The sequence below is a fragment of the Streptomyces sp. NPDC111516 genome (genome assembly GCF_055635345.1).
Genome location: NZ_JBVKBV010000022.1, coordinates 102,895 through 126,072 on the forward strand (window position 1 = coordinate 102,895; position 23,178 = coordinate 126,072).

At 71.9% G+C, this 23,178-nt stretch carries 21 protein-coding genes; 11 read left to right on the forward strand and 10 right to left on the reverse strand.

All coding sequences use genetic code 11. The features are described from left to right. Positions 1 to 140 precede the first annotated feature (140 nt). The 6 genes from cseC to ACZ7L9_RS30555 all read right to left on the reverse strand — a co-directional run bounded on the left by cseC (position 141) and on the right by ACZ7L9_RS30555 (position 5,525). A complete protein-coding gene (gene cseC, locus ACZ7L9_RS30530; RefSeq protein WP_471420233.1) occupies positions 141 to 1,523 on the reverse strand; it encodes a two-component system sensor histidine kinase CseC in 1,383 nt (460 codons plus the stop codon). Further along, entirely contained in the window at positions 1,520 to 2,227 is a 708-nt protein-coding gene (cseB, locus tag ACZ7L9_RS30535; protein WP_471420235.1) for a two-component system response regulator CseB, read from the reverse strand. Before cseB ends, cseC begins: the two co-directional genes overlap by 4 nt. Before the next feature lie 10 nt (positions 2,228 to 2,237). Next, on the reverse strand, positions 2,238 to 2,981 hold the full coding sequence (locus ACZ7L9_RS30540) for a hypothetical protein (protein ID WP_471420237.1): 744 nt from the start codon (positions 2,979 to 2,981) through the stop codon (positions 2,238 to 2,240). After that, the gene (locus ACZ7L9_RS30545) at positions 2,969 to 3,619 is read right to left on the reverse strand and encodes a SigE family RNA polymerase sigma factor (RefSeq protein WP_471420239.1); all 651 of its coding nucleotides are present in this window, start codon (positions 3,617 to 3,619) and stop codon (positions 2,969 to 2,971) included. Before ACZ7L9_RS30545 ends, ACZ7L9_RS30540 begins: the two co-directional genes overlap by 13 nt. Positions 3,620 to 3,791: 172 nt before the next feature. After that, positions 3,792 to 4,694, reverse strand: coding sequence for an HhH-GPD family protein (locus ACZ7L9_RS30550; RefSeq protein ID WP_471420241.1), 903 nt, complete (start codon positions 4,692 to 4,694; stop codon positions 3,792 to 3,794). A 153-nt stretch (positions 4,695 to 4,847) separates the two neighbouring features. Further along, positions 4,848 to 5,525, reverse strand: coding sequence for a phosphatase PAP2 family protein (locus ACZ7L9_RS30555; RefSeq protein WP_471420243.1), 678 nt, complete (start codon positions 5,523 to 5,525; stop codon positions 4,848 to 4,850). 173 nt (positions 5,526 to 5,698) lie between these two features. Between ACZ7L9_RS30555 and ACZ7L9_RS30560 the strand changes: the two genes are divergently transcribed. Further along, entirely contained in the window at positions 5,699 to 6,514 is an 816-nt protein-coding gene (locus tag ACZ7L9_RS30560; RefSeq protein ID WP_471420245.1) for a hypothetical protein, read from the forward strand. 90 nt (positions 6,515 to 6,604) lie between these two features. On the opposite strand, the gene disA is transcribed toward ACZ7L9_RS30560, so the two are convergent. Together disA and radA are read right to left on the reverse strand one after the other, a co-directional pair. Next, a complete protein-coding gene (disA, locus tag ACZ7L9_RS30565; RefSeq protein ID WP_471420247.1) occupies positions 6,605 to 7,729 on the reverse strand; it encodes a DNA integrity scanning diadenylate cyclase DisA in 1,125 nt (374 codons plus the stop codon). Positions 7,730 to 7,809: 80 nt separating this feature from the next. Beyond that, positions 7,810 to 9,222, reverse strand: a complete 1,413-nt coding sequence (gene radA, locus ACZ7L9_RS30570) for a DNA repair protein RadA (protein ID WP_471420248.1) — start codon at positions 9,220 to 9,222, stop codon at positions 7,810 to 7,812. Positions 9,223 to 9,439: 217 nt separating this feature from the next. Here radA and ACZ7L9_RS30575 point away from each other — a divergent pair, with 217 nt between their 5' ends. Then, positions 9,440 to 11,338 carry a BACON domain-containing protein gene (locus ACZ7L9_RS30575; protein ID WP_471420250.1) on the forward strand — a complete coding sequence of 633 codons (1,899 nt, stop codon included), beginning with the start codon at positions 9,440 to 9,442 and terminating at the stop codon, positions 11,336 to 11,338. Between the two features lie 67 nt (positions 11,339 to 11,405). Here the strand turns inward: ACZ7L9_RS30575 and ACZ7L9_RS30580 are convergent, their stop codons facing one another. Then, on the reverse strand, positions 11,406 to 12,248 hold the full coding sequence (locus ACZ7L9_RS30580) for a DUF3109 family protein (protein WP_471420252.1): 843 nt from the start codon (positions 12,246 to 12,248) through the stop codon (positions 11,406 to 11,408). Positions 12,249 to 12,288: 40 nt separating this feature from the next. Between ACZ7L9_RS30580 and ACZ7L9_RS30585 the strand changes: the two genes are divergently transcribed. The 4 genes from ACZ7L9_RS30585 (at position 12,289) to ilvD (ending at position 16,932) form a co-directional block, all read left to right on the forward strand. Beyond that, on the forward strand, positions 12,289 to 13,263 hold the full coding sequence (locus ACZ7L9_RS30585; protein ID WP_471420254.1) for a Ppx/GppA family phosphatase: 975 nt from the start codon (positions 12,289 to 12,291) through the stop codon (positions 13,261 to 13,263). A 117-nt stretch (positions 13,264 to 13,380) separates the two neighbouring features. Then, positions 13,381 to 14,208: a sugar phosphate isomerase/epimerase family protein gene (locus ACZ7L9_RS30590; protein ID WP_471420256.1), complete on the forward strand. Its 828-nt coding sequence runs from the start codon at positions 13,381 to 13,383 to the stop codon at positions 14,206 to 14,208. Further along, on the forward strand, positions 14,205 to 14,849 hold the full coding sequence (locus ACZ7L9_RS30595; RefSeq protein WP_471420257.1) for a TetR/AcrR family transcriptional regulator: 645 nt from the start codon (positions 14,205 to 14,207) through the stop codon (positions 14,847 to 14,849). The genes ACZ7L9_RS30590 and ACZ7L9_RS30595 overlap by 4 nt, the downstream gene beginning before the upstream one ends. A gap of 232 nt (positions 14,850 to 15,081) precedes the next feature. Then, positions 15,082 to 16,932: a dihydroxy-acid dehydratase gene (gene ilvD, locus ACZ7L9_RS30600; protein ID WP_471420280.1), complete on the forward strand. Its 1,851-nt coding sequence runs from the start codon at positions 15,082 to 15,084 to the stop codon at positions 16,930 to 16,932. A gap of 32 nt (positions 16,933 to 16,964) precedes the next feature. Here the strand turns inward: ilvD and ACZ7L9_RS30605 are convergent, their stop codons facing one another. Next, the gene (locus ACZ7L9_RS30605; protein WP_471420259.1) at positions 16,965 to 19,199 is read right to left on the reverse strand and encodes a serine/threonine-protein kinase; all 2,235 of its coding nucleotides are present in this window, start codon (positions 19,197 to 19,199) and stop codon (positions 16,965 to 16,967) included. Between the two features lie 123 nt (positions 19,200 to 19,322). Between ACZ7L9_RS30605 and ACZ7L9_RS30610 the strand changes: the two genes are divergently transcribed. The 5 genes from ACZ7L9_RS30610 (at position 19,323) to proC (ending at position 22,841) form a co-directional block, all read left to right on the forward strand. Further along, entirely contained in the window at positions 19,323 to 19,646 is a 324-nt protein-coding gene (locus ACZ7L9_RS30610) for an SH3 domain-containing protein (protein ID WP_471420262.1), read from the forward strand. 70 nt (positions 19,647 to 19,716) lie between these two features. Beyond that, the gene (locus tag ACZ7L9_RS30615) at positions 19,717 to 20,271 is read left to right on the forward strand and encodes a hypothetical protein (protein ID WP_471420264.1); all 555 of its coding nucleotides are present in this window, start codon (positions 19,717 to 19,719) and stop codon (positions 20,269 to 20,271) included. Between the two features lie 153 nt (positions 20,272 to 20,424). Continuing rightward, entirely contained in the window at positions 20,425 to 21,192 is a 768-nt protein-coding gene (locus ACZ7L9_RS30620; protein ID WP_471420265.1) for an ABC transporter ATP-binding protein, read from the forward strand. Further along, positions 21,189 to 21,971, forward strand: coding sequence for an ABC transporter permease (locus tag ACZ7L9_RS30625; protein WP_471420267.1), 783 nt, complete (start codon positions 21,189 to 21,191; stop codon positions 21,969 to 21,971). The genes ACZ7L9_RS30620 and ACZ7L9_RS30625 overlap by 4 nt, the downstream gene beginning before the upstream one ends. Before the next feature lie 60 nt (positions 21,972 to 22,031). After that, positions 22,032 to 22,841: a pyrroline-5-carboxylate reductase gene (proC, locus tag ACZ7L9_RS30630; RefSeq protein WP_471420269.1), complete on the forward strand. Its 810-nt coding sequence runs from the start codon at positions 22,032 to 22,034 to the stop codon at positions 22,839 to 22,841. Positions 22,842 to 23,178 lie beyond the last annotated feature (337 nt).

A 23,178-nucleotide genomic window follows, 5' to 3' on the forward strand; every position in this document is an offset into this window, starting at 1 on the left:
GGGAAAAAACGAGGAAAGAGGACGCGGCTGCCGCTCCAAAAAAAACCAAGTCCTTCGACCTTTTCGCCGTCACACATGGGGGAACCCGCGGACGGGAGAGGCTCCCGGGGCGCGCCCCGGGAGCCTCTCCCGTATCCGGTTCAGCCGCCGGTCCGTCCGCGGACGGACTCCGCACTCTCCCGGTCCCCGCTGCCCGGTGTGCGCTGTCCGGACACGCGCAGGACCGGGAAGCTGCCGGTGTTCGTCGGTGCGTGCTCGGGCAGCCACAGCACGGCGATCGCCCCGCCCATGCCCTTCGCCGCACCCTCCGGCCCCGCGTTGCGGAAGGTCAGCCGGGCCCCGAGGACCCGCGCCTGACCGGCGGCGATCGTCAGCCCGAGACCGTGCCCGTGCCCGGCCCGGTCGCTGCTTCCGGTACGGAATCGGCTCGGCCCCTCCCGCAGCAGTGCCGCCGGGAACCCGGCACCGTGGTCGCGGATCCGCACCACCCGGCCCTCGACCGTGACCTCCACCGGCGTGGCACCGTGCTTCGCGGCGTTGCCCAGCAGATTGCCGAGGATCCGCTCCAGCCGGCGCGGATCGGTGCTGACCCAGGACTCGTGGACGACCCGCACCCGCACATCCGGGTCCAGCAGCGCGACCCGCCGGCTGACGAACTCGCCCAGCGCGATCTCCTGCAGCTCGGCCCGCTCCGACGCACTGTCCAGCCGGGCCACCTCCAGCACGTCCTCGACCAGCGTGCGCATCGCCTGCGCCCGGTCCCGTACGAGCTCCGTGGGACGGCCCGGCGGCAGCAGCTCGGCCGCCGTCAGCAGACCCGTCACCGGCGTACGCAGCTCGTGCGCGATGTCCGCGGTGACCCGGCGCTCCGCCTCGATCCGCTCGTTCAGCGCATCCGTCAGCGCGTCCACCGCCCGGGCCAGCTCGTCGGTCTCGTCCTGGACGACACCGCCGACGGCCTCCCGGACCCGTACATCCGTGTTGCCCTCCGCGACCAGGCCCGCCGCGGCCGCCGCCTTGCGCAGCCGGCGCGACAGCTGCCCGCCGATCAGCACGCCCAGCGCGCAGCCGCCGAACACCACGGAGACCGAGCCGATGATCAGCGCCCGGTCCAGGTCGCTCATGATCGTGGCGCTGCGATCGGCGAAAGGGGTGTGCAGCGAGAGGACATTGCCGTTGCCGACCGGCACGGCCGCCCACACATCGGGCACCCCGTTCTTCAGTTCCTCGACATGCGTGGCGCGCCGGTTCCTGCTGGTCTCCGCGCGCAGGCTGTGCGGCATCGTCGGGTCGTTGAGCTTGGCGCCGAACCGGGGGTCGGCCTTCTGCGTCTTCTTGGCCTCGTACAGCAGCTGCGCGTATGTCAGCCGCTCCAGCTGGACCTCGCGCGCGTTCTCCAGCATCGAGACCCGCGCGGCGTTGTGGACGACGAAGCTGAGCGCGACCGCGGTCAGTGCGCCGACCGCCGCGATGGCGATGCTGATCTTCCAGCGGACACCCGTCCGCAGGGCGAGCCGCTTCATGGCCGGAGTTTGTAGCCGAAGCCGCGGACCGTCTCGATCCGGTCCTGGCCGATCTTGGTGCGCAGCCGCTGCACATGGACATCCACGACCCGGGTGTCACCGCCCCATCCGTAGTCCCAGACCCGCTCCAGGAGCTTGTCGCGGGAGAGCACCGTGCCGGGAGCGGCGGAGAACTCCAGTAGCAGCCGCATCTCGGTCGGGGTCAGCGCCACGTGCTCGCCGGCCCGGTGGACCTCCATGCCCTCGGTGTCGATCTCCAGGTCGCCGAAGACCAGCACCCCGTCGACGGGCTGCTGGTCCGGCTCCCCGTTGCCCGGCTGCCCGCCGCCCGACGCGTGGCCGAAACGGCGCAGCACGGCACGGATCCGGGCGACCAGGACCGCCCCGTCGAAGGGTTTGGTGACGTAGTCGTCGGCGCCGGCCTCCAGGCCGAGCACTACGTCGATCGAGTCGGCCCGGGCCGACAGCATGATCACGGGGACGGTCGACTCGTCGCGGATGCGACGGCAGAGGCTGACCCCGTCGAGGCCCGGCACCATCACGTCGAGCAGCGCGATGTCGGGACGGTCGGCCCGGAACGCCTCCAGGCCCGACAGTCCGTCGGGCATCGCGGTGACCGCGAAGCCGTCGCGCTCCAGCGCCAGCTGGGTGGCCTCTCGGATGACGTCGTCGTCCTCGACGAACAGGACGTGGGTCTCGGCCATCGGGCTGCTCTCAGTTCCTCGCCGGATCAGCGGATTCCGGAAGTCCGGCCTGTCCGTCACCGACGGCTCGGTTGAAGTCGTTGTGCACCCGGTCGTGCTCGCTGAACCGGTTGTTCGCCCAGTGATAGGTGATCACTTCCTCGCCGGAGGGGTACGCGACCGAGTCCTTCTTCCCGTACACCTGGGCCGTGACCACCAGATCACCGCGGTCGATGGTGCCGTACACCGCGGGCTGCTCCATGGCGAACACGTTCTCGTACGAGCCGTTGCCCCGCGGGCGGTACACGTACGTGCCGACGCCCACCGAGTCGCCACAGGTCATCACGTTGACCACGACGTCGGCCGAGGAGCTGCCGGTCAGGGTGCCGTACGAGGTGTCCACCGGGTACTCGGAGCCGCGGCACGGCTTCAGGTCCGTCCTGACCCGCTCGCCGACCTTGGGGTCCCGCTTGAGCAGCGCCACCGGATCGACCCGGGGCGTGGGCTTCGCCGTGGACGGCGGACGGGCGCTCGGTGTGACCCGGGCGACCGGCTGGGTGCCCGCCGGGCCCTCGTCCCGGGTGCCCGTGCCGCCGGTGGAGCAGCCGACGGCGAGCAGCCCGAAGGCGGCGAGCCCGACCAGGGTCGTGGTGCCCGCCGCCCAGCCGGTCGGGAACCGGCCACGTCCGACGGCGGCCACCGGGTCACCGTCGTCTCTTCCGCCACTACGGTCGTCGTCGCTGCCGCTGTCACCGCTGGCTGTCAGGCCGCGCACCGCTCCCGCCCCCGTCCGTCCATCCGCCCACCCGCCTGCTCCCGCATCCGCGCCGTCGCCCGCGTACGCACCGGAGCACCGGCGGCCGGAACGCGGCCGACCGCGGCACGTCCCTGCTCCTCCTGGCGCCGGGCCTCCGTGCTCGCCGCCTCGCGGCTCTCCAACTCCTGGCGCAGCCGTGCCAGCGCGCGGTGCAGCGTGCTCTTCACCGTACCGGTCGACATGCCCAGGGCCGCCGCCGTCTCCTCCGTACTCATCTGCTCCCAGTGTCGCAGCACGACGACGCTGCGCTGCTTGGGAGCCAGTACGCCCAGCACGTCCATCAGCAGGGCGCGGTTCGCGCGCTGCTCGGTGCCGTCCTCGACGCTCGCGTCGGGCAACTGCTCGGTGGGGACCTCGTCGAGCTTGCGGGCCCGCCACCACTCGGTCCGGGTGTTGATCATGACGCGGCGCAGATAGGCGTCGGCGAGGGACTTGTCGGCGATGCCGTCCCAGCGGCCGTACGTACGGACCAGGGCGGTCTGCAGCAGGTCCTGCGCGTCCACCGGGTCGGGGACCAGCCGGCGCGCACTGCGCAGCAGTGCCTCCTGCCGGGTGCGTACGTACTCCTCGAATTCGAGCACCTCGCCCTGCGCCATTCCAACCGCCTCCGTCCCCGTAGAACCCCGTACACCGCCGCCAGCCATCGAATGGTCGGGCTGACGTCGCTGACGCTACGGAGCTGTTGTCACGGGGTTGTGCGGAGCAGCCATACGCCGACGCACGGCTGTCCATCGGTTGTGTAACAGCGAGGGAGAGAAGAGCTGTGGCTCAGCTCATCGGCAGCCGGTACTGGCCGCCGGGCAGCGGTTCGACGAGGCCGTCCGCGACCAGTCCGTCCAGTGCGCGGGCGCGTTGCACCGGCTCGTCCCACACCGCGTCCAGGGCCGACTGCGGCACCGGTGCCACGGCCTCGCGAAGCACGGCGAGCAGTCGCCCGCGCACCTGCCGGTCCGTGCCGGCGTAGGACTGGCCCCGCCGCGCCGGCCCCTGGTGGGCGGGCTTCCCGGCCAGCCGCCAGGCGCACTGCCCGGCGATCGGGCACCGCGTGCAGTCCTCGTTCTTGGCGGTGCAGACGAGGGCGCCGAGCTCCATCGTCGCGGCGGCCCAGCGGGCGGCCCGTTCGTCCTCCTCGGGGAGCAGCGCGCGGGCGAGCTTGCGTTCCGCGGCCGTGGTCGCGTTCGGCGGGTACTGGATGCCGGTCGCGGCCCGGGCGAAAACCCGGCGGACGTTCGTGTCGAGTACGGCATGCCGCTGTCCGTACGCGAACGAGGCCACGGCCGCCGCGGTGTACTCGCCGATCCCGGGCAGGGCGAGCAGCTGACCGTGCTCGCTCGGTACGTCACCGCCGTGCCGTTCAGTTATTGCCTGCGCGGCCCCGTGCAGGCGGAGAGCACGGCGCGGGTAACCGAGCCGGCCCCAGGCGCGGACCGCCTCACCGGACGGCTCGGCGGCCAGGTCGGCCGGGCGCGGCCAGCGGGCCATCCACTGTTCGTACACCGGAAGGACCCGGCTGACGGGGGTCTGCTGCAGCATGAACTCGCTCACCATCACACCCCAGGCGCCCGCTTCGGGACGGCGCCAGGGCAGATCGCGGGCGTGCTGTTCGAACCACCCGATGACGGGAGTGTGGAGGGAGGCGGGGGGCGTCTGTGTCGCAGTCATGGCAGTCATCGCACCCACGATCCTGGCACGGAAGGGCAGGCGAGGGCTCAGCGCACGGTGGTGTCGCTCCTCGTGAGGGCCCTTGGGGTGATATTGCCACCCGTCTGTCCCCGCAGAATCCGGCAACCGGCCCAAGGGGTCTCCCCCGGGCCGTCGGTGCCGTCAGCGCCGCCGCCGGGACCCTCCGTGCCGCCGCCGGGACCGGGCCGCCGTCTCCGTAACCTGCCCCGGCGCCGTGCCAGGACCCGACACCAGGGCCGCCACCGGCGCCCCGCTGTCCCGTACCGTCCGGGCGAGCGAACGTGCCGGGCGGTACAGCACGGCGACCACCGCGGCCGACACCGCCGCACCCAGCAGCAGCCCGACCGCCACGTCATGCGGGTAGTGCACCCCGACGAAGACCCGGGAGAAGGCCATCAGCAGGGCCAGCGGCGCGGTGAGCCAGGCCAGCCGGGGCCGTGCGATCGCCAGGGCTACGGCTGCCGCGCCGGCGATCGCGGAGTGGTTGCTGGGGAACGACCAGTCGCCGGTCGGAGGACACGGCACCAGTGAGGCCGCCGCCCCGACGACCGCCCGGCACGGCCGGTCCTCGTTCACCATCGACTTGAGCACCTCGCTGACCACATATCCGAAGGCAGTCGCGAGGGGCGCGAGCACCGCCAGGGCCAGGGCGCGCTCGTCCTCCCGGCGGGCGCGCCACCACCCGGTGATGAACAGGACGCCGAAGACCAGGAGTCCGAGCTCCGTCCATATTTCGGCCAGGTGTTGCACCCATGACGGCATGTCATGAGCGAAGTCGGTGATGTCCCGGTAGAGCGGGGCAGTAACTGAACTATCCATGTGACAGAGGGTAGTCAACGAAATCGAGTGGTCACCTTCGGCGTTCCCAGGGGGCCGAACCGGCGGAAGCGCGGGGCCGGAACGGGCCCTCCCGGGATGATGATCCGCAAAACTTCGGGTCCGGGCGGCGGGTGGGGCGGGAGTCGGCGCCGATCTCTCGTACAGTTTGCGCCGTGGGATCTTTGCGTAATCCGATCGGGCCGCTTCCCTCCACCATCTACTGGCGACGGAGGGCGGTGGCGGCGACGCTGGTTGCGCTGCTCGTGGCGCTGATCGTATGGGCCGTCACCTCCGGCGGCGGTAAGAAGACCACGGACGATTCCCGGTCCGGTGGGTCGGGTCCCGTGCACGCGATCACCCCCGGCCCCAGCCCGTCGGGCCCGGCCATCAGCCAACAGCCGGGCGGGCGCGACGAGTCGGGCGACACGGGCGGCGGCGACGAGGACAACAGCGGTACGGGCGCGGGCTCCGACGGCGGCGCGGGCGGCGGCGGTACGGACACCGGCAGTGGGTCGGGCGCCGCAGCCGGTGGCGCGAGCGGCGGTGTCGAGACGACCGGTGAGCAGGTCCCGGCAAACTCCCCGCTCCCCAACTGCACCGCAAACGCACTTCAGTTGAGCCTGAGCACCGAACTCAGCTACAGCCCCGGCGAGAAGCCGAAGTTCCGCCTGGTCGCCAGGAACACCTCGTCCGCCGACTGCAAGGCCGACTTGGGGCCGAAGAGCGCGGTGCTCACCATTACCGAGGCCGGTGGCGACGACAGCCAGGTGTGGTCCTCCAAGGACTGCCCGCGCAACGCGGGCAGCCTGCTGCTGAAGGTCCCGGCGGGCGCGACCGTCGTCCACACCGTGGAGTGGGACCGCAAGAAGAGCGTCCCGCAGTGTGCCACGCCGCCGTCGGGAACCGTGCGGCCCGGTACGTATCTGGTCGAGGCGAACGCGCCGGGCGAGCCGGTGCAACGCGCCTCCTTCGTCCTCGCGAAGGACTGAGGGGCGAGGCCCCGGAATACGGCGAGGCCCCGGAAAATACTGCGGGGCCCGGTTTCCCGGGCCCCGAACTGCGTCTCATGCGGTGTACCGCTACACGTACCTTTCGAGGATCGACGACTCGGCCAGCCGCGACAGTCCCTCGCGCACGCTCCGCGCCCGCGCCTCGCCGACCCCGTCGACCGTCTGGAGGTCGTCCACGCTGGCGGCGAGGAGCTTCTGCAGGCCGCCGAAGTGCTCCACCAGCCGGTCGATGATCGCCCCGGGCAGCCGCGGCACCTTCGCCAGCAGCCGGAAGCCGCGCGGCGAGACCGCCGAGTCCAGGGTCTCGGGCGAGCCGCTGTACCCCAGGGCCCGTGCCACGACGGGGAGTTCGAGCAATTCGGTGTGAGTGAGCGCGTCGAGCTCGGTCAGCGCCTCGGCGACCGTACGGGACCGCTTCGCGGTCGGCTCCGGCACGTAGTCGCGCACGACCAGCTCGCGCTCGGGCTCGACGCCCGCGATCAACTCGTCGAGCTGGAGCGAGAGAAGCCGGCCGTCGGTGCCCAACTCCACCACGTACTCCGCGATCTCGGTCGCGATGCGGCGGACCATCTCCAGACGTTGTGCGACGGCCGTCACGTCCCGGACCGTCACCAGGTCCTCGATCTCCAGCGCCGAGAGCGTGCCCGCGACCTCGTCGAGCCGGAGCTTGTACCGCTCCAGGGTGGCGAGTGCCTGATTGGCGCGGGAGAGGATCGCGGCGGACTCCTCCAGGACCCGGCGCTCCCCGTCCACGTACAGCGCGATCAGGCGCATCGACTGGGAGACGGAGACGACCGGGAAGTTGCACTGCTTGGAGACCCGGTCCGCCGTGCGGTGGCGGGTGCCGGTCTCCTCGGTGGGGATGGAGGCGTCCGGGACCAGCTGCACACCGGCCCGAAGGATCTTGGTCATGTCCTTGTCGAGGATCAGTGCCCCGTCGAGCTTGGCCAGCTCTCGCAGGCGCGTTGCGGTGAACTCCACGTCCAGCACGAATCCGCCGGTGCACATCGACTCGACGGTCTTGTCCATGCCGAGCACGATCAGCCCGCCGGTGTTGCCGCGGAGAATGCGCTCCAGGCCGTCCCGCAGCGCCATTCCGGGCGCGACGGCGCTCAATGAGGCACGCATCAGCGCCTCGTTACCGGTGCCTTGGCCGGACTTTCCGGGCGATGCTGCCCGGTCGCTGGCTGCCACTGCACTCCTCCGGTCACAGGTTTGCGGTGCCCTTACGTCACTCATACCGTTCGTACGGACGGGCGAGACCAGGGCAAAGTCTACCGGCGTGCGCTCTCCTCCCGTGGGGCCTGTGCGCGAGATCGGCGCGGGAGCACGCTCAGAGCATCGCCCATGTTGGCGACTTCTGTGACCTTCATACCGGCCGGGACCCTTCCCGGGTCGGTCGGAACCAGCGCGTGGGTGAAGCCCAGACGGTGCGCCTCGGCCAGCCTGCGCTGGACCCCCGTAACCCGTCTGACCTCGCCCGCGAGGCCCACTTCGCCGATCGCCACCAGGTTCTTGGGAAGGGGCGTGTCACTGGCGGCGCTGGCCAGCGCCAGCGCGACCGCGAGGTCCGCGGCGGGCTCGGAGAGCTTCACTCCGCCGACCGTCGCGCTGTAGATGTCCCGCTTGCCGAGCGAGCTGATCCGGCCGCGCTGTTCCAGAACGGCCAGCATCATTGACACCCGGGACGTCTCCAGCCCCGAGGTGGTGCGCCGCGGTGACGGGATCTGGGAATCGACCGTCAGCGCCTGCACCTCGGCGACGAGCGGCCGCTTGCCCTCCAGGGTGACGGTCAGGCAGGTGCCGGGCACCGGCTCGTCGCGCCGGGTGAGGAACAGCCCGGACGGGTCGGCGAGGCCGGTGATGCCCTCGTCGTGCAGCTCGAAGCAGCCGACCTCGTCGGTCGCGCCGTACCTGTTCTTGACGCCGCGTACGAGCCGCAGGCGGGCATGACGGTCGCCCTCGAAGGACAGCACCACGTCGACGAGATGCTCCAGCAGCCGCGGCCCCGCGATCGCCCCGTCCTTGGTGACATGGCCGACCAGGAGCGTCGACATGCCGCGCTCCTTGGAGGCCCGGATGAGGGCGCCGGCGACCTCTCGGACCTGTGCCATGCCGCCGGGGGCCCCGTCGATCTCGGGCGAGGCGACGGTCTGCACGGAGTCGAGGATGAGGAGCGACGGCTTGACGGCGTCCAGATGGCCGAGGACCGCGGACAGGTCCGTCTCGGCGGCGAGATACAGGTGGTCGTTGATCGCCCGGATCCGGTCGGCGCGCAGCCGCACCTGGCTCGCGGACTCCTCGGCGGTGACGTAGAGGGTGCGGTGGTCGTCGCTCGCCGCCTTGGCGGCGACATCCAGCAGCAGCGTCGACTTCCCGACGCCCGGTTCGCCCGCGAGCAGCACGACGGCACCCGGGACGAGCCCGCCGCCGAGCACCCGGTCCAGCTCACCGACGCCGGTCGACCGGGCGGTGGCCTGTCGGCTGTCGACCTGGCCGATGGGGAGCGCGGCGGTGCTGACCCGGCCGGCCGCGGTGGTCCGCACGGCTGGGGCGCCGCCGAACTCCTCGACCGTCCCCCACGCCTGGCATTCGGGGCAGCGGCCGAGCCACTTGGCGGTCGTCCAGCCGCATTCGGTGCAGCGGTAGGACGGCCGGTCCTTCGCGGATTTCGTACGGGCAGCCATGGCGCAACCGTATAGGTGGCGTCGGACAGCGCCGCCGGGTGCGGTCCGTCGGTGGTGCCCGGCCCGGGCGCGAGGCCGGTCATTTCCGCCGAAACCGGGGATTCCGGCTCCCCGAGTCCGGGCCCCCTGTCCCCTTTCGAGCGACACGTTCACCCGTAAGGATTAAAAGTGCCGAAGGGGTACTAAAGGCATGCTGTGTGCTGCCTACGGTCGCCGGGTGACGAGCAGCAGACTGGAGCCCCCCACGCACACCACCGGCGCACACCGGGCGCGGCGCCGTGCGCCCCACTCCTCGACGCAGCCTTCGCCGCGGCGGCCTCCCGCACGTTACGAGCCGCATCTCGACGGCCTGTTCACCTACTGCCTCTCCGTGCTCTGCGACCACGATGCCGCCACCGAGGCGCTCGGCGGTGTGCTCGCGATCGCGGAACGCCAGGACGGCCGGTGCCCGGCGGGTGAGGAGGAACGTAAATCCTGGCTGTACGCGCTGGCCCGATGGATGTGTCTGCGCAAGCTCGCCGAGCAGAAGCAGGGCCGTCGGGCGCACCGCCACAAGGGCGGGAAGCTCTCGGGAAGAGCGCAGCCCGAGCCGGAGCCGAGGCGGGAGGCGAACCGGGCGGTCGGCGGGCCCCCGGGCAAGCAGCCGAGCAGGACGGCCGCCCAGGGGACGCGCGGGGGACGCCGCAAGCCCCCCACCCTCGTCGCGAAGGCCGCCGCCCCCTTCCCGCCCGGCGGCGCCCCGGCGGGACACGCCCCCGCCCCTCAGCCCGAAGTCGCCGCCGAGGCGCACCGCCGCGAACTCGCCCAGCTGGCCTGGCCGGAGGCCGCAGGCACCACCCCCGAACAGCGCGAAGCGCTGGAACTCGCCGTGCGCCACCGCCTCGCCCCGCGTGCCGTCGCCTCCGTCCTGGGCCTCGAACCGGCGACCGCCCGGGAACTCCTGGCCGCCGCGGCCTGCGAGGTGGAACGCACCCGCGCCGCCCTCGCCGTCGTCGAGACCGGCAACTGCCCCACCATCGCCCGCCTCATCGGCGACCACCGCGTCCTGCTCTCCGCCACCCTGCGCCGTGAACTCGTCCGCCATGTCGACGACTGCCCCCGCTGCCGCCGGTCCGCCGAGCGGGCCGGTGCAGCGGGCCCCTGGCCGGGCGCGGCCGTCCCCCCGGCCGCCGCACTGCCGGTCGTCGAGGCGCCGCGGCCGTCCGCGTACGTCGCGATGGTGCACGCCCAGCGGAACCGGTCCGCCGGCCCGCGCTTCGACCGGGCGGGCTTCCCCATGGACCCGAAGGACCACGCCGCGCGCCGGGACCGGCTGCGGGCCAGGGTCGTGACGACGACGGTGGTGGCGACGGTCGTCGCGGCCCCGGTGATCGCGCTGTGGACCGCCTATCGCGGCGCGCCGCAGACCGGCGAGGGCCATGAGGGCTCCTCGGTCACCGCGACCGAGACGGACGCCCGCCAGGGCCTCGACGGCACCCGGGACGGCCACTACGAGAACGCGGGCAACGCCCGCCCCCGGCCCGGCGGCCGCTTCGAGGACGGCCGCGGTCCGGACGTCTCGGCCGAGGTGATCGGCTCGGGTCCGGCGCGGGGCGGCCTCGGCGGTCTCACCGTCGAGGCCCGCTCGTCCGGCGGCACGACACTGATCCGGCTGACCGCCTCGGGCGGCGCCCCGGTCGCGTGGTCGGCCCGCGCGGACGCGTCCTGGCTGCGCCTCAGCAGGTACTCGGGGACGCTGGCCGCGGGCGAGAGCGTCACGATCCGCGTCCACGTGGACCACCTGCGAGAACCCGCCGGTCCCTGGAGCGCGCGCATCGCCCTCGCCCCGTCGGATTCGGTCGTGGCGATCCGGGGACGGGGATACGACGCGACGACACCGTCCCCCGGCGGCCCGGGACATTCGGGGACGCCCGCCCCCTCCGGCCCGTCCGTACCGTCGGATCCCCCGCCGTCCTCGCCGGACCCCACACACCCGACCGACCCGACCCCGGACCCGACGGACTCCCCGGACCCCACACCGTCACCGACCGATCCGACACCGTCCCCGGACCCGTCCGGACCGTCGACCCCCACCGATCCGGGGACGGGCACGGGCAGCACGGCCTCGGCAGGCTGAAACACACCGGGCCGCGGGAGGGCGCCTCCGCGGTCCCGCCCGGCCCGCCGCCGTCACACCACGGCGGTCACGCCGGATCCGCCGGGTGCGGTGCCATCGGCAGCAGCGAGGACAGGCGCTCCTCGCAGAGCTCGACCAGCCGGTCGTAGCCCTCCTTGCCCATCAGCTCGATGAGTTCCGGCCGGTACGAGACGTACACCGGCTCCCCGGCCCCGTGCGCGGACGTCGCCGATGTGCACCACCAGTGCAGGTCGTGACCGCCCGGACCCCAGCCCCTGCGGTCGTACTCGCCGATCGAGACCTGGAGCACGCGCGTGTCGTCGGGCCGGTCGATCCAGTCGTACGTACGCCGGATCGGCAGCTGCCAGCAGACGTCCGGCTTGGTCTCCAGGGGCTCCTTGCCCTCCCGCAGCGCCAGGATGTGCAGCGAGCAGCCCGCGCCCGCCGCGAATCCGGGACGGTTCTGGAAGATGCACGAACCCTTCCAGCGCCGTGTCTGGCGTTCCCCGTCGTCGTCGACCTCGACCCAGCCCGTCTCCGTACCGACGTCGTGGAACTGCCACAGCTCGGGGGTCAGCCGCTCGACGTGGCTCGCGACCCGCTTCTCGTCGTCCTCGTCCGAGAAGTGCGCGCCCAGCGTGCAGCACCCGTCGTCCGCACGGCCCGCCTGGATGCCCTGGCAGCCGCTGCCGAAGATGCAGGTCCACCTGGAGGTCAGCCAGGTCAGGTCGCAGCGGAAGATCTGCTCGTCGTCCGCGGGGTCGGGGAACTCGACCCAGGCGCGCGCGAAGTCGATACCCGATTCGTCTTCGGACCGCTTCGGTCCGTTCGCTTCCTGTTGCTGCATCTCCTGCTTCGTTCTCTGTTTCTTCGTGTTTTTGCCCGGCTTCGCCTTTTTCGTCTTTGGCACGCGCCAAGAGTAAGTCCGCCGCCCCGGTAGCGTTCCGGGTATGAGACTCGGAGTCCTCGACGTGGGTTCGAACACAGTGCATCTGCTGGTGGTGGATGCGCACCCCGGTGCCCGTCCGCTGCCCGCGCACTCGCACAAGGCGGAGCTGCGCCTGGCCGAACTCCTCGACGAGGACGGGGCGATCGGCCCCCACGGTGTGGACCGGCTCGTGGCAACGCTCACCGACGCGCTCCAGGCCGCCGAGGACAAGGGGTGCGAGGACGTGCTGCCCTTCGCCACGTCCGCGGTACGGGAGGCGAGCAACGCCGACCAGGTGATGGCCCGGGTACGGGAGGAGACGGGCATCGACCTCGCCGTCCTCAGCGGCGCGGAGGAGGCCCGGCTCACCTTCCTCGCCGCCCGCCGCTGGTTCGGCTGGTCGGCGGGGCGGCTGCTGGTCCTGGACATCGGCGGCGGCTCGCTGGAGGTCGCGTACGGCATGGACGAGGAGCCGGACGCCGCGGTGTCGCTGCCGCTCGGGGCGGGCCGGCTGACCGCCGGGTGGCTGCCGGGCGATCCACCGGACCCCGCGGACGTACGGGCGCTGCGCCGCCATGTACGGGCCCGGATCGCCCGGAGCGTCGGGGAGTTCACCCGCCTCGGGCGCCCGGACCACGTCGTCGGCACCTCCAAGACGTTCAAGCAGCTGGCCAGGATCGCGGGCGCCGCCCGCTCCACCGAAGGCCTGTACGTGCAGCGCGCCCTCACCCGCAAGGCGCTGGAGGAGTGGGTGCCGAAGCTGGCGGCGATGACCGTCGAGCAGCGGGTCGCTCTGCCCGGGGTCTCCGAGGGCCGGGCCGCGCAGCTGCTGGCCGGGGCGCTGGTCGCCGAGGGGGCCATGGACCTGTTCGGGGTCGAGGAGCTGGAGATCTGCCCCTGGGCGCTGCGTGAGGGCGTCATCCTGCGCCGCCTGGACCATCTGCCGACGGAGCCGACGGAGCCGACGGAGCCGACGGATCGGGCCGCGCTGCGCTGAGCGCCGCGCGCAGGGGGCCACGCCGCCCCGCGGAGGTGGCCGGAAGCCGGCCATGGCCCTTCTCACTTTCCGCCCGGGTCCCTCGGCGGGGCGTACCGCTGCCCGTACGCTGTCCCAGTGGCAGAACCAGTGGTGCGCATCCCGGATGCGAAGGTCGCCCTGTCGACGGCTTCCGTCTACCCGGAGTCGACGTCGACGGCCTTCGAGATCGCCGCGCGTCTTGGTTACGACGGTGTCGAGATCATGGTGTGGACCGACCCCGTCAGCCAGGACATCGAGGCCCTGCGACGGCTTTCGGACTACCACCAGGTGCCGATCCTCGCCGTCCACGCGCCCTGTCTGCTGATCACCCAGCGCGTCTGGTCCACCGATCCGTGGGTGAAGCTCCAGCGGGCCCGTGCCGCCGCGGAGAAGCTCGGGGCGACGACCGTCGTCGTCCACCCGCCGTTCCGTTGGCAGCGCAACTACGCGCGCGACTTCGTCACCGGGATCTGGCGCATGGCGGACGAGACCGACGTGCGATTCGCCGTCGAGAACATGTACCCGTGGCGCTACCGGGACCGCGAGATGCTCGCGTACGCCCCCGACTGGGACGTCACCAACGACGACTACCGGCACTTCACCGTGGACCTCTCGCACACCGCGACGGCCCGCACCGACGGCATGGCGATGGTGAACCGGATGGGCGACCGGCTCGCTCACGTCCACCTCGCCGACGGCAAGGGCTCCAACAAGGACGAACACCTGGTGCCCGGCCGCGGCGACCAGCCCTGCGCGGAACTCCTGGAACATCTGGCCCGCACCGGCTTCGACGGCCATGTCGTCATCGAGGTCAACACCCGCCGCGCCATGTCCACCGCCGAACGCGAGGCCGACCTGGCGGAGGCGCTGGCCTTCACCCGGCTCCACCTGGCATCGCCCTCGGCCGAGGCGCGGCGCCGGTGACCGGCGGCCACACCGACGACAAGGGCCCCGCGAACCCTGCCCCCAAGCGCCGTGGCCGTCCCTCCCGCAAGTCCGGGATCACCGGCCCCGACGCCCGCTCCCGCATCCTGGAGGCGGCCCGCACCGAGTTCGCCGAGCGCGGCTACGACAAGACGTCGATCAGGGGCATCGCCAAGGCGGCAGGCGTCGACTCCGCGCTCGTCCACCACTACTTCGGTACGAAGGACGAGGTCTTCGCGGCCGCCATCGAGCTCTCCTTCGAGCCGGCCCTGGTGATCCCGGCCGTCCTCGGCGACGGCACGGACGGCATGGGGGAGCGGCTGGCCCGCTACTTCATCTCCGTATGGGAGAACCCGGTGTCCAGGGCGCCTCTGCTGGCGATCATGCGGTCCGCGCTGACGCACGAGGCGGCGGCGGAGGTCCTTCGCGGCTTCGTCCTGCGCCGCCTCCTGGAACGAGTGGCGGAGACACTGGACGTACCGGACGCGACATTCCGCGCGGAACTGGCCGCCTCGCACATGCTCGGGATCGCGATGCTGCGCTACGTCGTCCGGGCGGAACCACTGGCCTCGGCGCCCCCGGAGAAGATCATCGAAATGGTGGCGCCGACGCTGCAGCGCTACCTGACGGAAGCGGCGTAACCCGGTGGCGGCCCGTCCGCACCACACTCGCGGCCCCCACCGCCACCCCGCCCGCCCACCTGGGGTCTTTCGTTCGGATCAGGCCGGATCAGGCACCGGGGCACGCGAGCCCGGCATGATCCGAACCAGAGGCCCTGGCAGCCCGTCCCGCATACCGGACACCGTGTCCAGATCTTGGAGCCGGAGGCGTACGCTCGGAGACAGTCTTTTCATGTCGAAGGAGCGAGAGACGATGCCCCAGCTGAGGTCCCGCACTGTCACCCACGGCCGCAACATGGCGGGCGCCCGCGCCCTTATGCGGGCCTCGGGCGTAGCGAGCGAGGACATCGGCAAGCCGATCATCGCGGTCGCCAACTCCTTCACCGAGTTCGTCCCCGGCCACACCCACCTGGCCCCGGTCGGCCGGATCGTCTCCGACGCCATCAAGGCGGCGGGTGCCGTGCCGCGCGAGTTCAACACGATCGCCGTCGACGACGGCATCGCGATGGGCCACGCCGGGATGCTGTACAGCCTCCCCTCCCGCGACCTGATCGCCGACTCCGTCGAGTACATGGTCGAGGCGCACTGCGCGGACGCGCTGATCTGCATCTCCAACTGCGACAAGATCACGCCCGGCATGCTGATGGCCGCGATGCGCCTCAACATCCCGACCGTCTTCGTCTCCGGCGGTCCGATGGAGGCCGGCAAGGCCACCCTCGTCGACGGCACGGTCCGCAAGCTCGACCTGATCAACGCGATCAGCGACGCCGTCAACGAGAACGTCTCCGACGAGGACATCCTCCGCATCGAGGAGAACGCCTGCCCCACCTGCGGCAGCTGTTCCGGCATGTTCACCGCCAACTCGATGAACTGTCTGACCGAGGTCCTCGGCCTCTCCCTCCCCGGCAACGGCTCCGTCCTCGCCACGCACACCGCCCGCAAGGCGCTGTACGAGGAGGCCGGCCGCACGGTCGTCGAGATCACCAGGCGCTACTACGAGCAGGACGACGCGACGGTCCTGCCCCGCGCCATCGGCACCCGCGCCGCGTTCGACAACGCCATGGCGCTCGACATCGCGATGGGCGGCTCCACCAACACGATCCTGCACCTGCTCGCCGCGGCGCAGGAGGCCGAGCTGGCCTACGACCTCGACGACATCAACGAGGTCTCGCGCCGCGTCCCCTGCCTGTCGAAGGTCGCGCCCAACGTGGCCCCCGGCGGCACGTACTACATGGAGGACGTGCACCGGGCCGGCGGCATCCCCGCCATCCTCGGCGAACTGCACCGCGGCGGCCTGCTCGACGAGGACGTGCACTCGGTGCACTCCGGCTCCCTCGCCGAGTGGCTGAAGAACTGGGACATCCGCGGCGGCTCCCCCTCCCCGGAGGCCGTCGAGCTGTGGCACGCGGCCCCCGGATGCGTCCGTTCCGCGACCGCCTTCTCGCAGTCCGAGCGCTGGGAGACCCTCGACCTGGACGCGGCCGGCGGCTGCATCCGCGACCTGGCGCACGCGTACTCCAAGGACGGCGGCCTCGCGGTCCTCAAGGGGAACCTCGCCGTGGACGGCTGCGTCGTGAAGACGGCGGGCGTCGACGAGTCGATCTGGACCTTCGAGGGCCCGGCTGTCGTCTGCGAGTCGCAGGAGGACGCCGTCGACAAGATCCTCCGCAAGGAGATCAAGGAGGGCGACGTCGTCGTCATCCGTTACGAGGGCCCGCGCGGCGGCCCCGGCATGCAGGAGATGCTCTACCCCACGTCCTTCCTCAAGGGCCGCGGCCTCGGCAAGAGCTGCGCCCTGGTGACCGACGGCCGCTTCTCCGGCGGTACGTCGGGGCTTTCCATCGGTCACGCGTCGCCGGAGGCTGCGTCGGGCGGCACGATCGCGCTCGTCAAGGACGGCGACCGGATCAGGATCGACATCCCGAACCGTTCGATCGAGCTCCTCGTCCCCGAGGCCGAGCTGACCACCCGCCGGGAGGCGCTGAACGGCGTCTACGCGCCGAAGAACCGCGACCGCAAGGTCAGCGCGGCGCTTCGCGCGTACGCGGCGATGGCGACGAGCGCGGACCGGGGCGCGGTGCGGGACGTGTCCAGGCTCGCCTGAACCGGGCCCGAGAACGAAGACGGACCCCGCTCTCACCAGTGAGCGGGGTCCTGCCCGTCGACGGCGAACACGGACCCGTCGGGCGCGGTCCCGAAGACGGCCCGGCCGGCGGCGACGGGGGCCGGCAGCGTCGAGGCGTACGTGAGCTTCCCGTCCCGGAGCCGGGGACCCGTCTGCCCCAGCAGCGTTCCGCCCTCCGTGTCCACGGCGAGCAGCCGCCCGTCGGCCGCCGAGAAGTACAGCCGGTGTCCACCGGCGAGGACGGGCGCCGACGTCCGCCCCGCAGCGGTCTCCAGCTCCCAGAGAACGGAGCCGCCGTCGGCCGGACGCATGTCGACGGCCACCAGGGTCCCGCCGTGCGCCAGCAGATAGGCGGTGCCCCCGCCCACCACGACCTCCGGTTCGTTCATCCGGAACGGCAGCGCCACCCGGGCGACGCGCCCCCGCTCCGGGTCGTAGCGGACGAGCCCGACGGTCTGGGTGTCCCCGTTCATGGACGTCAGGACGAGTGCACCGTCCGAGGTCCCCACCGGGGTGAGCATGCCGTCCAGCCGCCGCTGCCAGGCCACGTGCCCGGCCCTCGCGTCGACGGCCGTGACCAGCGTGGTGGACCCGTAGGAAGAGTGCTCGAACGCGTAGGCCAGCCCCGACTCGTCGTCGTACAGCGCGAAATCCGGGCGCCGGTGCCCGGCGAGCGGATGCCGCCAGCGGGACACGCCGGTCGCCGAGTCGAGGGCCTCGGTCGTGCCGTCCTCGGCGACCAGCAGCAGCGTGTCACCAGCGGCGAAGGGGGTGCCGAGGTACGGGGAGAGATCCGCCTGCCAGACCTGCTCGCCCTCGGCGGGGTCGTACGCCCGGAGCTTCCCGCCCGGCACCGCCGTGTGCACCAGATCGCCGGAGACCGACACGACTCCGGCCGACGGGGCGTTCCGGGCGGCCTCGTGGGACCAAAGCACCCGGCCGTCCGCGGGGTCCAGCCGGGCGGCGCCGATACCGGAAGCGGCGCAGTACAGCGCCATGGAACGGTCGGCTGCCTCCTTGCCATCGCCGTCGTCGCCGCTGCTCGCCAGGGAGCAGACCGGCGTCGAGTTGCCCGAAGCCAGAAGCGGCGTATGCCACGGCGCGACCGCTTTCGCCGGACTCTTCGCCCCACCTGACTCCCCCGACCCACCGGAGCCACCCGACTCACCCGAGTCGCCCGCCACACCGGCCGCCCACACCCCACCGGCACCCATGACGAGCAGCGCGGCACCGGCTGCCAGCCACCGCCGCTTGCCGCCGCGGGCGGTCGCCTTCCTGCCCCGCGCAGCCGCGCCCGTGCCCGCATGCGTGTCCGCGTCCGCCCGCGCCACGATTTCCGAGCCCGGGTCCGCCGCGGCTGCCGGCTCGGCCTCGATGACCCCCGGCCTGCGCTGCGACGGTATGAACGCGGCGGCGTCGTACGAAGGAGGGCGCAGCGCCGCCATGATGTCGTCCGGGGTGGGCCGCTGTGCGGGGTCCTTCGCCAGGCACTGCCCGATCAGCGGCGCCAGATCCGTGGGCACGCCCGCCAGATCCGCCTCGTCGTGCACCACCTGATAGGCCACGATGTACGGGCTGTCGGAGTCGAAGGGCCCCCGGCCGGTCGCCGCATGGACGAGCACGGCGCCCAGGGCGAACACGTCAGCGGCGGGCCCGACTTCACGCGGCCGCTGGAACTGCTCGGGCGCCATGTACGGCGGCGAGCCGATCAGCTTGCCCGTCTCGGTGCGCAGATCGCTGTCGTACGGCCGGGAGATTCCGAAGTCGATGACCTTGGGCCCGGAGTCGGCGAGCAGCACGTTGCTCGGCTTGAGGTCGCGGTGGATGACCCCCGCCCGATGGATGTCGCGCAGCGCCTCGGCAAGTCCGGCCGTCAGTCTGCGGAGTTCCGCGGGAGCCATCGGCCCGTTCCGCTTCACCTGGTCGGAGAGCGTGGGGCCGGGCACGTACAGGGTGGCCATCCACGGCCGTGCGGCATCGGGGTCGGCATCGACGACCGGCGCCGTGAAGGCCCCGCTGACCCGCCGCGCGGCCCCGACCTCCTGCCGGAAACGGGCCCTGAACTCGGGGTCCTGGGAGTAGTGCCGATGCACCACCTTGACGGCGAGCTGCAGCCCCGAGGCGGAGCGCGCCAGGTGCACGACACCCATGCCGCCCGCGCCGAGACATGCCTCAAGGCGGTACTGACCGGTGTATTCCGGATGCTCCGCTTCCGGATTGGCTCCGGTACCTCGCAGCGGCGGCATCGCCCACCCCCGTGTGTTCGTCCGCAAGCGCGACGCACGGAGCCTAGTCGATGGTGCGTGCGATACGGGCGGGGCTTGTAGCCTGCGCGTCGTACACACCGTCTCTCAATGGGGGAGGGCCTCATGGCCTCGGAAGACCACACCGACAACAGCGCCGACGCGGCCGAGGGCGTGACCACGCTCGCCGGCACCGACGACGTCACCAGGTACCCCATCGCGCCCGGCTACCGCGTCAACGTCCGAACGGGACCGGGCACCCAGTACGGCATCGTCAGGACACTGCCGTACGGAGTGAAGGTTCCGGTCTACTGCCAGAAGCCGGGGGAGCGGGTCACCGGCCCGTACGGCACCTCGAACATCTGGGACAACATCGCCAACGGCCAGTTCGTGGCGGACGCCTACGTCCACACGGGCAGCGACGGCTACATCGCCCCGCGCTGCGACTGACCGGAACGGCGAGGGCCGCGACCCGGGGTCCGCACCCGGGACCGCGGCCCGCCCGGGGATAATCGACCTCGTGAGCGAGAACAGCGAAGCCCCCGGCACCGGCGACAGGTCCGGCAGCGACACGCCCGGCTCCACCACGCCCGGCCCGCAGCCCGAGCCCCTGCTCTTCTTCGGTACGACCTGGGTCGACCACGACGGGGGCTACGGGCTGCGACGCGTCGGGGCCGCGGTCGGCTCTCTCGCCGCCGCGGCCGCCGCCTGCTTCGTACTCCGCTTCGCCTTCCAGGGGCTGGAGATCGCCGACGTCGGCAGCCTCGTCGGCATCCTGGTGGTCCTGATGTTCGCCATCTGCAGCGCCGTCGCCTTCCGCAAGACATGGGAAGGATTCAGCCGCCGCCCGGCCGATCCGGCGCGCGAGGCGAGCCTGCGCGGCCTCAAGACGATCGGATTCGTCGGCTCGCTGATCGCGTACTTCCTCCGTACGTTCAAGGAGGCACCGGGCGAGCAGCTGCGCCGCACGGAGTACGAGGCGGCCCTCGCCCGCTACACGAAGCGCCGCTCGGCCCGAACCGGGAACCCGGCCGCCCGCAAGACCACCAAGGGCAAGCGCCCCAAGCGCAAGTAGCGCCCCACGAGCACGGGTCGTCCCCGCACCCTCGGCACCGGCCCTCCGCGCGGGTCACGATGCCCCCCCCTGCCACCCTCCGCCCCCCTGCCACCCACACCCTCATGACCAGCCCCCTTGACGAAGGGACACGCCAGGATAAAAATTCACCGCATGATGAATTCTTCGGGCCCCGCCATCGAGGCCCGTGGCCTCACCGTCGTACGAGGCAACCGCACCGTGCTCCACGGCCTCGACTTCATCGTCGAACCCGGCAGGATCACCGGCCTCCTGGGCCCCTCCGGCTGCGGCAAATCCACCCTGATGCGTGCCGTCGTGGGCACCCAGGCCAAGGTCACCGGCACCCTCGACGTGCTCGGCAGCCCCGCGGGCGACCCCACGCTCCGCCCGCGCATCGGGTACGTCACCCAGGCCCCGTCCGTCTACACCGACCTGACGGTCCGGCAGAACCTCGACTACTTCGCGGCGATCCTCCAGCCGGGCCGCAGGCACCGCGACGCACGCCGGACCGCCGTCACCCGCGCGATCACCGAGGTCGATCTGACCAGCCACGCGGATGCCCTCGCCGGCACCCTCTCCGGCGGCCAGCTCACCCGCGTCTCCCTCGCCGTGGCCCTGCTCGGCACCCCCGAACTCCTGGTCCTCGACGAACCGACCGTCGGCCTGGACCCGGTACTCCGCCGCGACCTGTGGAATCTCTTCCACGCCCTCGCGGCCGAGCGCGGCACCACACTCCTCGTCTCCTCCCACGTCATGGACGAGGCCGAGCGCTGCCACCGGCTGCTCCTCATGCGCGAGGGCGAGATCCTTGCCGACGACACCCCCGAGGCACTGCGCACCGCTGCCCGCGCCTCCACCGTCGAAGAGGCGTTCCTCCACCTGGTCGACAAGGCCGCCATCCGTCAGGAGACCGCCCGATGAGCACGCACCCGAACCCCGAGTCCCACCGGGCCGCACCACCCCTGAGCCCGGCCCGCACCCTCGCCACCGCCGCCCGCGTCCTGCGCCAGTTGACCCACGACCCGCGCACCGTCACGCTGCTCCTCCTGATCCCGGTCGTGATGATCACGCTGCTCCGGTACGTGTTCGACGGCAGCCCCCGCACCTTCGACGCCATCGGCGCCTCGCTCCTCGGAATCTTCCCGCTGATCACGATGTTCCTGGTGACCTCGATCGCCACCCTGCGCGAACGCACCTCGGGGACCCTCGAACGCCTCCTCGCCATGCCGCTCGGCAAGGGCGACCTGATAGGCGGCTACGCCCTCGCCTTCGGCGCCGTCGCCATCGTCCAGTCCCTCCTGGCCACCGCACTCTCGGTCTGGGCACTCGGCCTGGACGTCACCGGCTCCCCATGGCTGCTGCTTCTCGTCGCCCTGCTCGACGCGCTGCTCGGCACGGCGCTCGGCCTCTTCGTCTCCGCCTTCGCCGCATCCGAGTTCCAGGCCGTCCAGTTCATGCCGGCGGTGATCTTCCCGCAGCTCCTGCTCTGCGGACTGTTCATCGCGCGCGACCGGATGGCACCAGCCCTCGAAGCGATCTCGAACGTCCTGCCCATGTCGTACGCGGTCGACGGCATGAACGAGGTCCTCCACCACACCGACGTCACCGGCGACTTCGTCCGCGACGTCCTGGTCGTCGCGGGCTGCGCGGTCCTCGTCCTCGCCGTCGGCGCGGCCACGCTCCGCCGGCGTACCGCCTGACCGGCCCCGGTGCGAGGATGACGGACACGAGCACCGAGAACCGCCCGGAGGGTGATCCGCATGACCCAGACAGTTGCAGTCCTCGGCACCGGCAAGATCGGCGAGGCCCTGCTCAGCGGAATGATCCGGGCAGGCTGGCGCCCGGCGAACCTGCTGGTCACCACCCGCCGCTCCGAGCGCGCCGAGGAACTCCACAGCCGCTACGGCGTCGACTCCGTCACCAACGCCGAGGCCGCCAAGCGCGCCGACGTCCTCATCCTCGCGGTCAAGCCCCAGGACATGGGCCGGCTCCTCGACGAACTCGCCGAGCACGTATCCGCCGACCGCCTGGTCATCAGCGCCGCCGCGGGTATCACGACCGCCTTCATCGAGGACCGCCTCACCACGAACACCCCGGTCGTACGCGTCATGCCGAACACCCCCGTCCTCGTCGACGAGGGCATGTCCGTCATCTCCGCGGGCAGCCACGCCACCACCGAACACCTCGCCACCGCCGAGGCGATCTTCGGCGGTGTCGGCAAGACCCTGCGCGTGCCCGAGTCCCAGCAGGACGCGGCAACCGCCCTCTCCGGCTCGGGGCCCGCGTACTTCTACTTCCTGGTCGAGGCGATGACGGACGCGGGCATCCTGCTCGGCCTGCCCCGTGCCCAGGCCCACGAGCTGATCGTCCAGGCCGCCATCGGCGCCGCCGTCATGCTTCGCGACAGCGGCGAACACCCGGTCAAGCTCCGCGAGGCCGTCACCAGCCCGGCCGGCACCACCATCAGCGCCATCCGCGAGCTGGAGAACCACGGCGTACGCGCCGCCCTCATCGCCGCCCTCGAAGCTGCCCGCGACCGCAGCCGCGAACTCGCCTCGGGCAACGGCTGACGGCAGCAGGCCCCACGCCGGCCCGGGGTTGACACGACACGCCCACATCCGTAATGTGCTCCGAGTTGTCCGACGTGAGCGCCGACCCCGGTCGGTCCCCGGACAGCCATTCCGCAGTAACCACAACGGTCAGCGACCTCTGTCGCCCGACTTTCTGTGCGCATTTGCGAAATGAGGAATCCGCGTTCGAAAGGACACGGCCCCGATTAGCGTCGAGGCCCAGGATTCGCTAAAGTCTCACTCGTCGGAACGGCCCAACGGCCGGGAAGACAAACCCCGCTGACTGGGAATCAGGCCCGAAAGGATCTGATAGAGTCGGACTCGCCGGAAAGGGAAA

Coding starts and splice junctions, on each gene's coding strand:
- ilvD (WP_471420280.1), top strand. CDS start 15,082: ATGCCCCAGCTGAGGTCCCGCACTGTCACCCACGGCCGCAACATGGCG.
- ACZ7L9_RS30610 (WP_471420262.1), top strand. CDS start 19,323: ATGGCCTCGGAAGACCACACCGACAACAGCGCCGACGCGGCCGAGGGC.
- ACZ7L9_RS30550 (WP_471420241.1), bottom strand. CDS start 4,694: ATGACTGCCATGACTGCGACACAGACGCCCCCCGCCTCCCTCCACACT.
- radA (WP_471420248.1), bottom strand. CDS start 9,222: ATGGCTGCCCGTACGAAATCCGCGAAGGACCGGCCGTCCTACCGCTGC.
- cseB (WP_471420235.1), bottom strand. CDS start 2,227: ATGGCCGAGACCCACGTCCTGTTCGTCGAGGACGACGACGTCATCCGA.
- ACZ7L9_RS30555 (WP_471420243.1), bottom strand. CDS start 5,525: ATGGATAGTTCAGTTACTGCCCCGCTCTACCGGGACATCACCGACTTC.
- ACZ7L9_RS30545 (WP_471420239.1), bottom strand. CDS start 3,619: ATGGCGCAGGGCGAGGTGCTCGAATTCGAGGAGTACGTACGCACCCGG.
- cseC (WP_471420233.1), bottom strand. CDS start 1,523: ATGAAGCGGCTCGCCCTGCGGACGGGTGTCCGCTGGAAGATCAGCATC.
- ACZ7L9_RS30620 (WP_471420265.1), top strand. CDS start 20,425: ATGATGAATTCTTCGGGCCCCGCCATCGAGGCCCGTGGCCTCACCGTC.
- proC (WP_471420269.1), top strand. CDS start 22,032: ATGACCCAGACAGTTGCAGTCCTCGGCACCGGCAAGATCGGCGAGGCC.
- ACZ7L9_RS30585 (WP_471420254.1), top strand. CDS start 12,289: ATGAGACTCGGAGTCCTCGACGTGGGTTCGAACACAGTGCATCTGCTG.
- ACZ7L9_RS30605 (WP_471420259.1), bottom strand. CDS start 19,199: ATGCCGCCGCTGCGAGGTACCGGAGCCAATCCGGAAGCGGAGCATCCG.
- ACZ7L9_RS30625 (WP_471420267.1), top strand. CDS start 21,189: ATGAGCACGCACCCGAACCCCGAGTCCCACCGGGCCGCACCACCCCTG.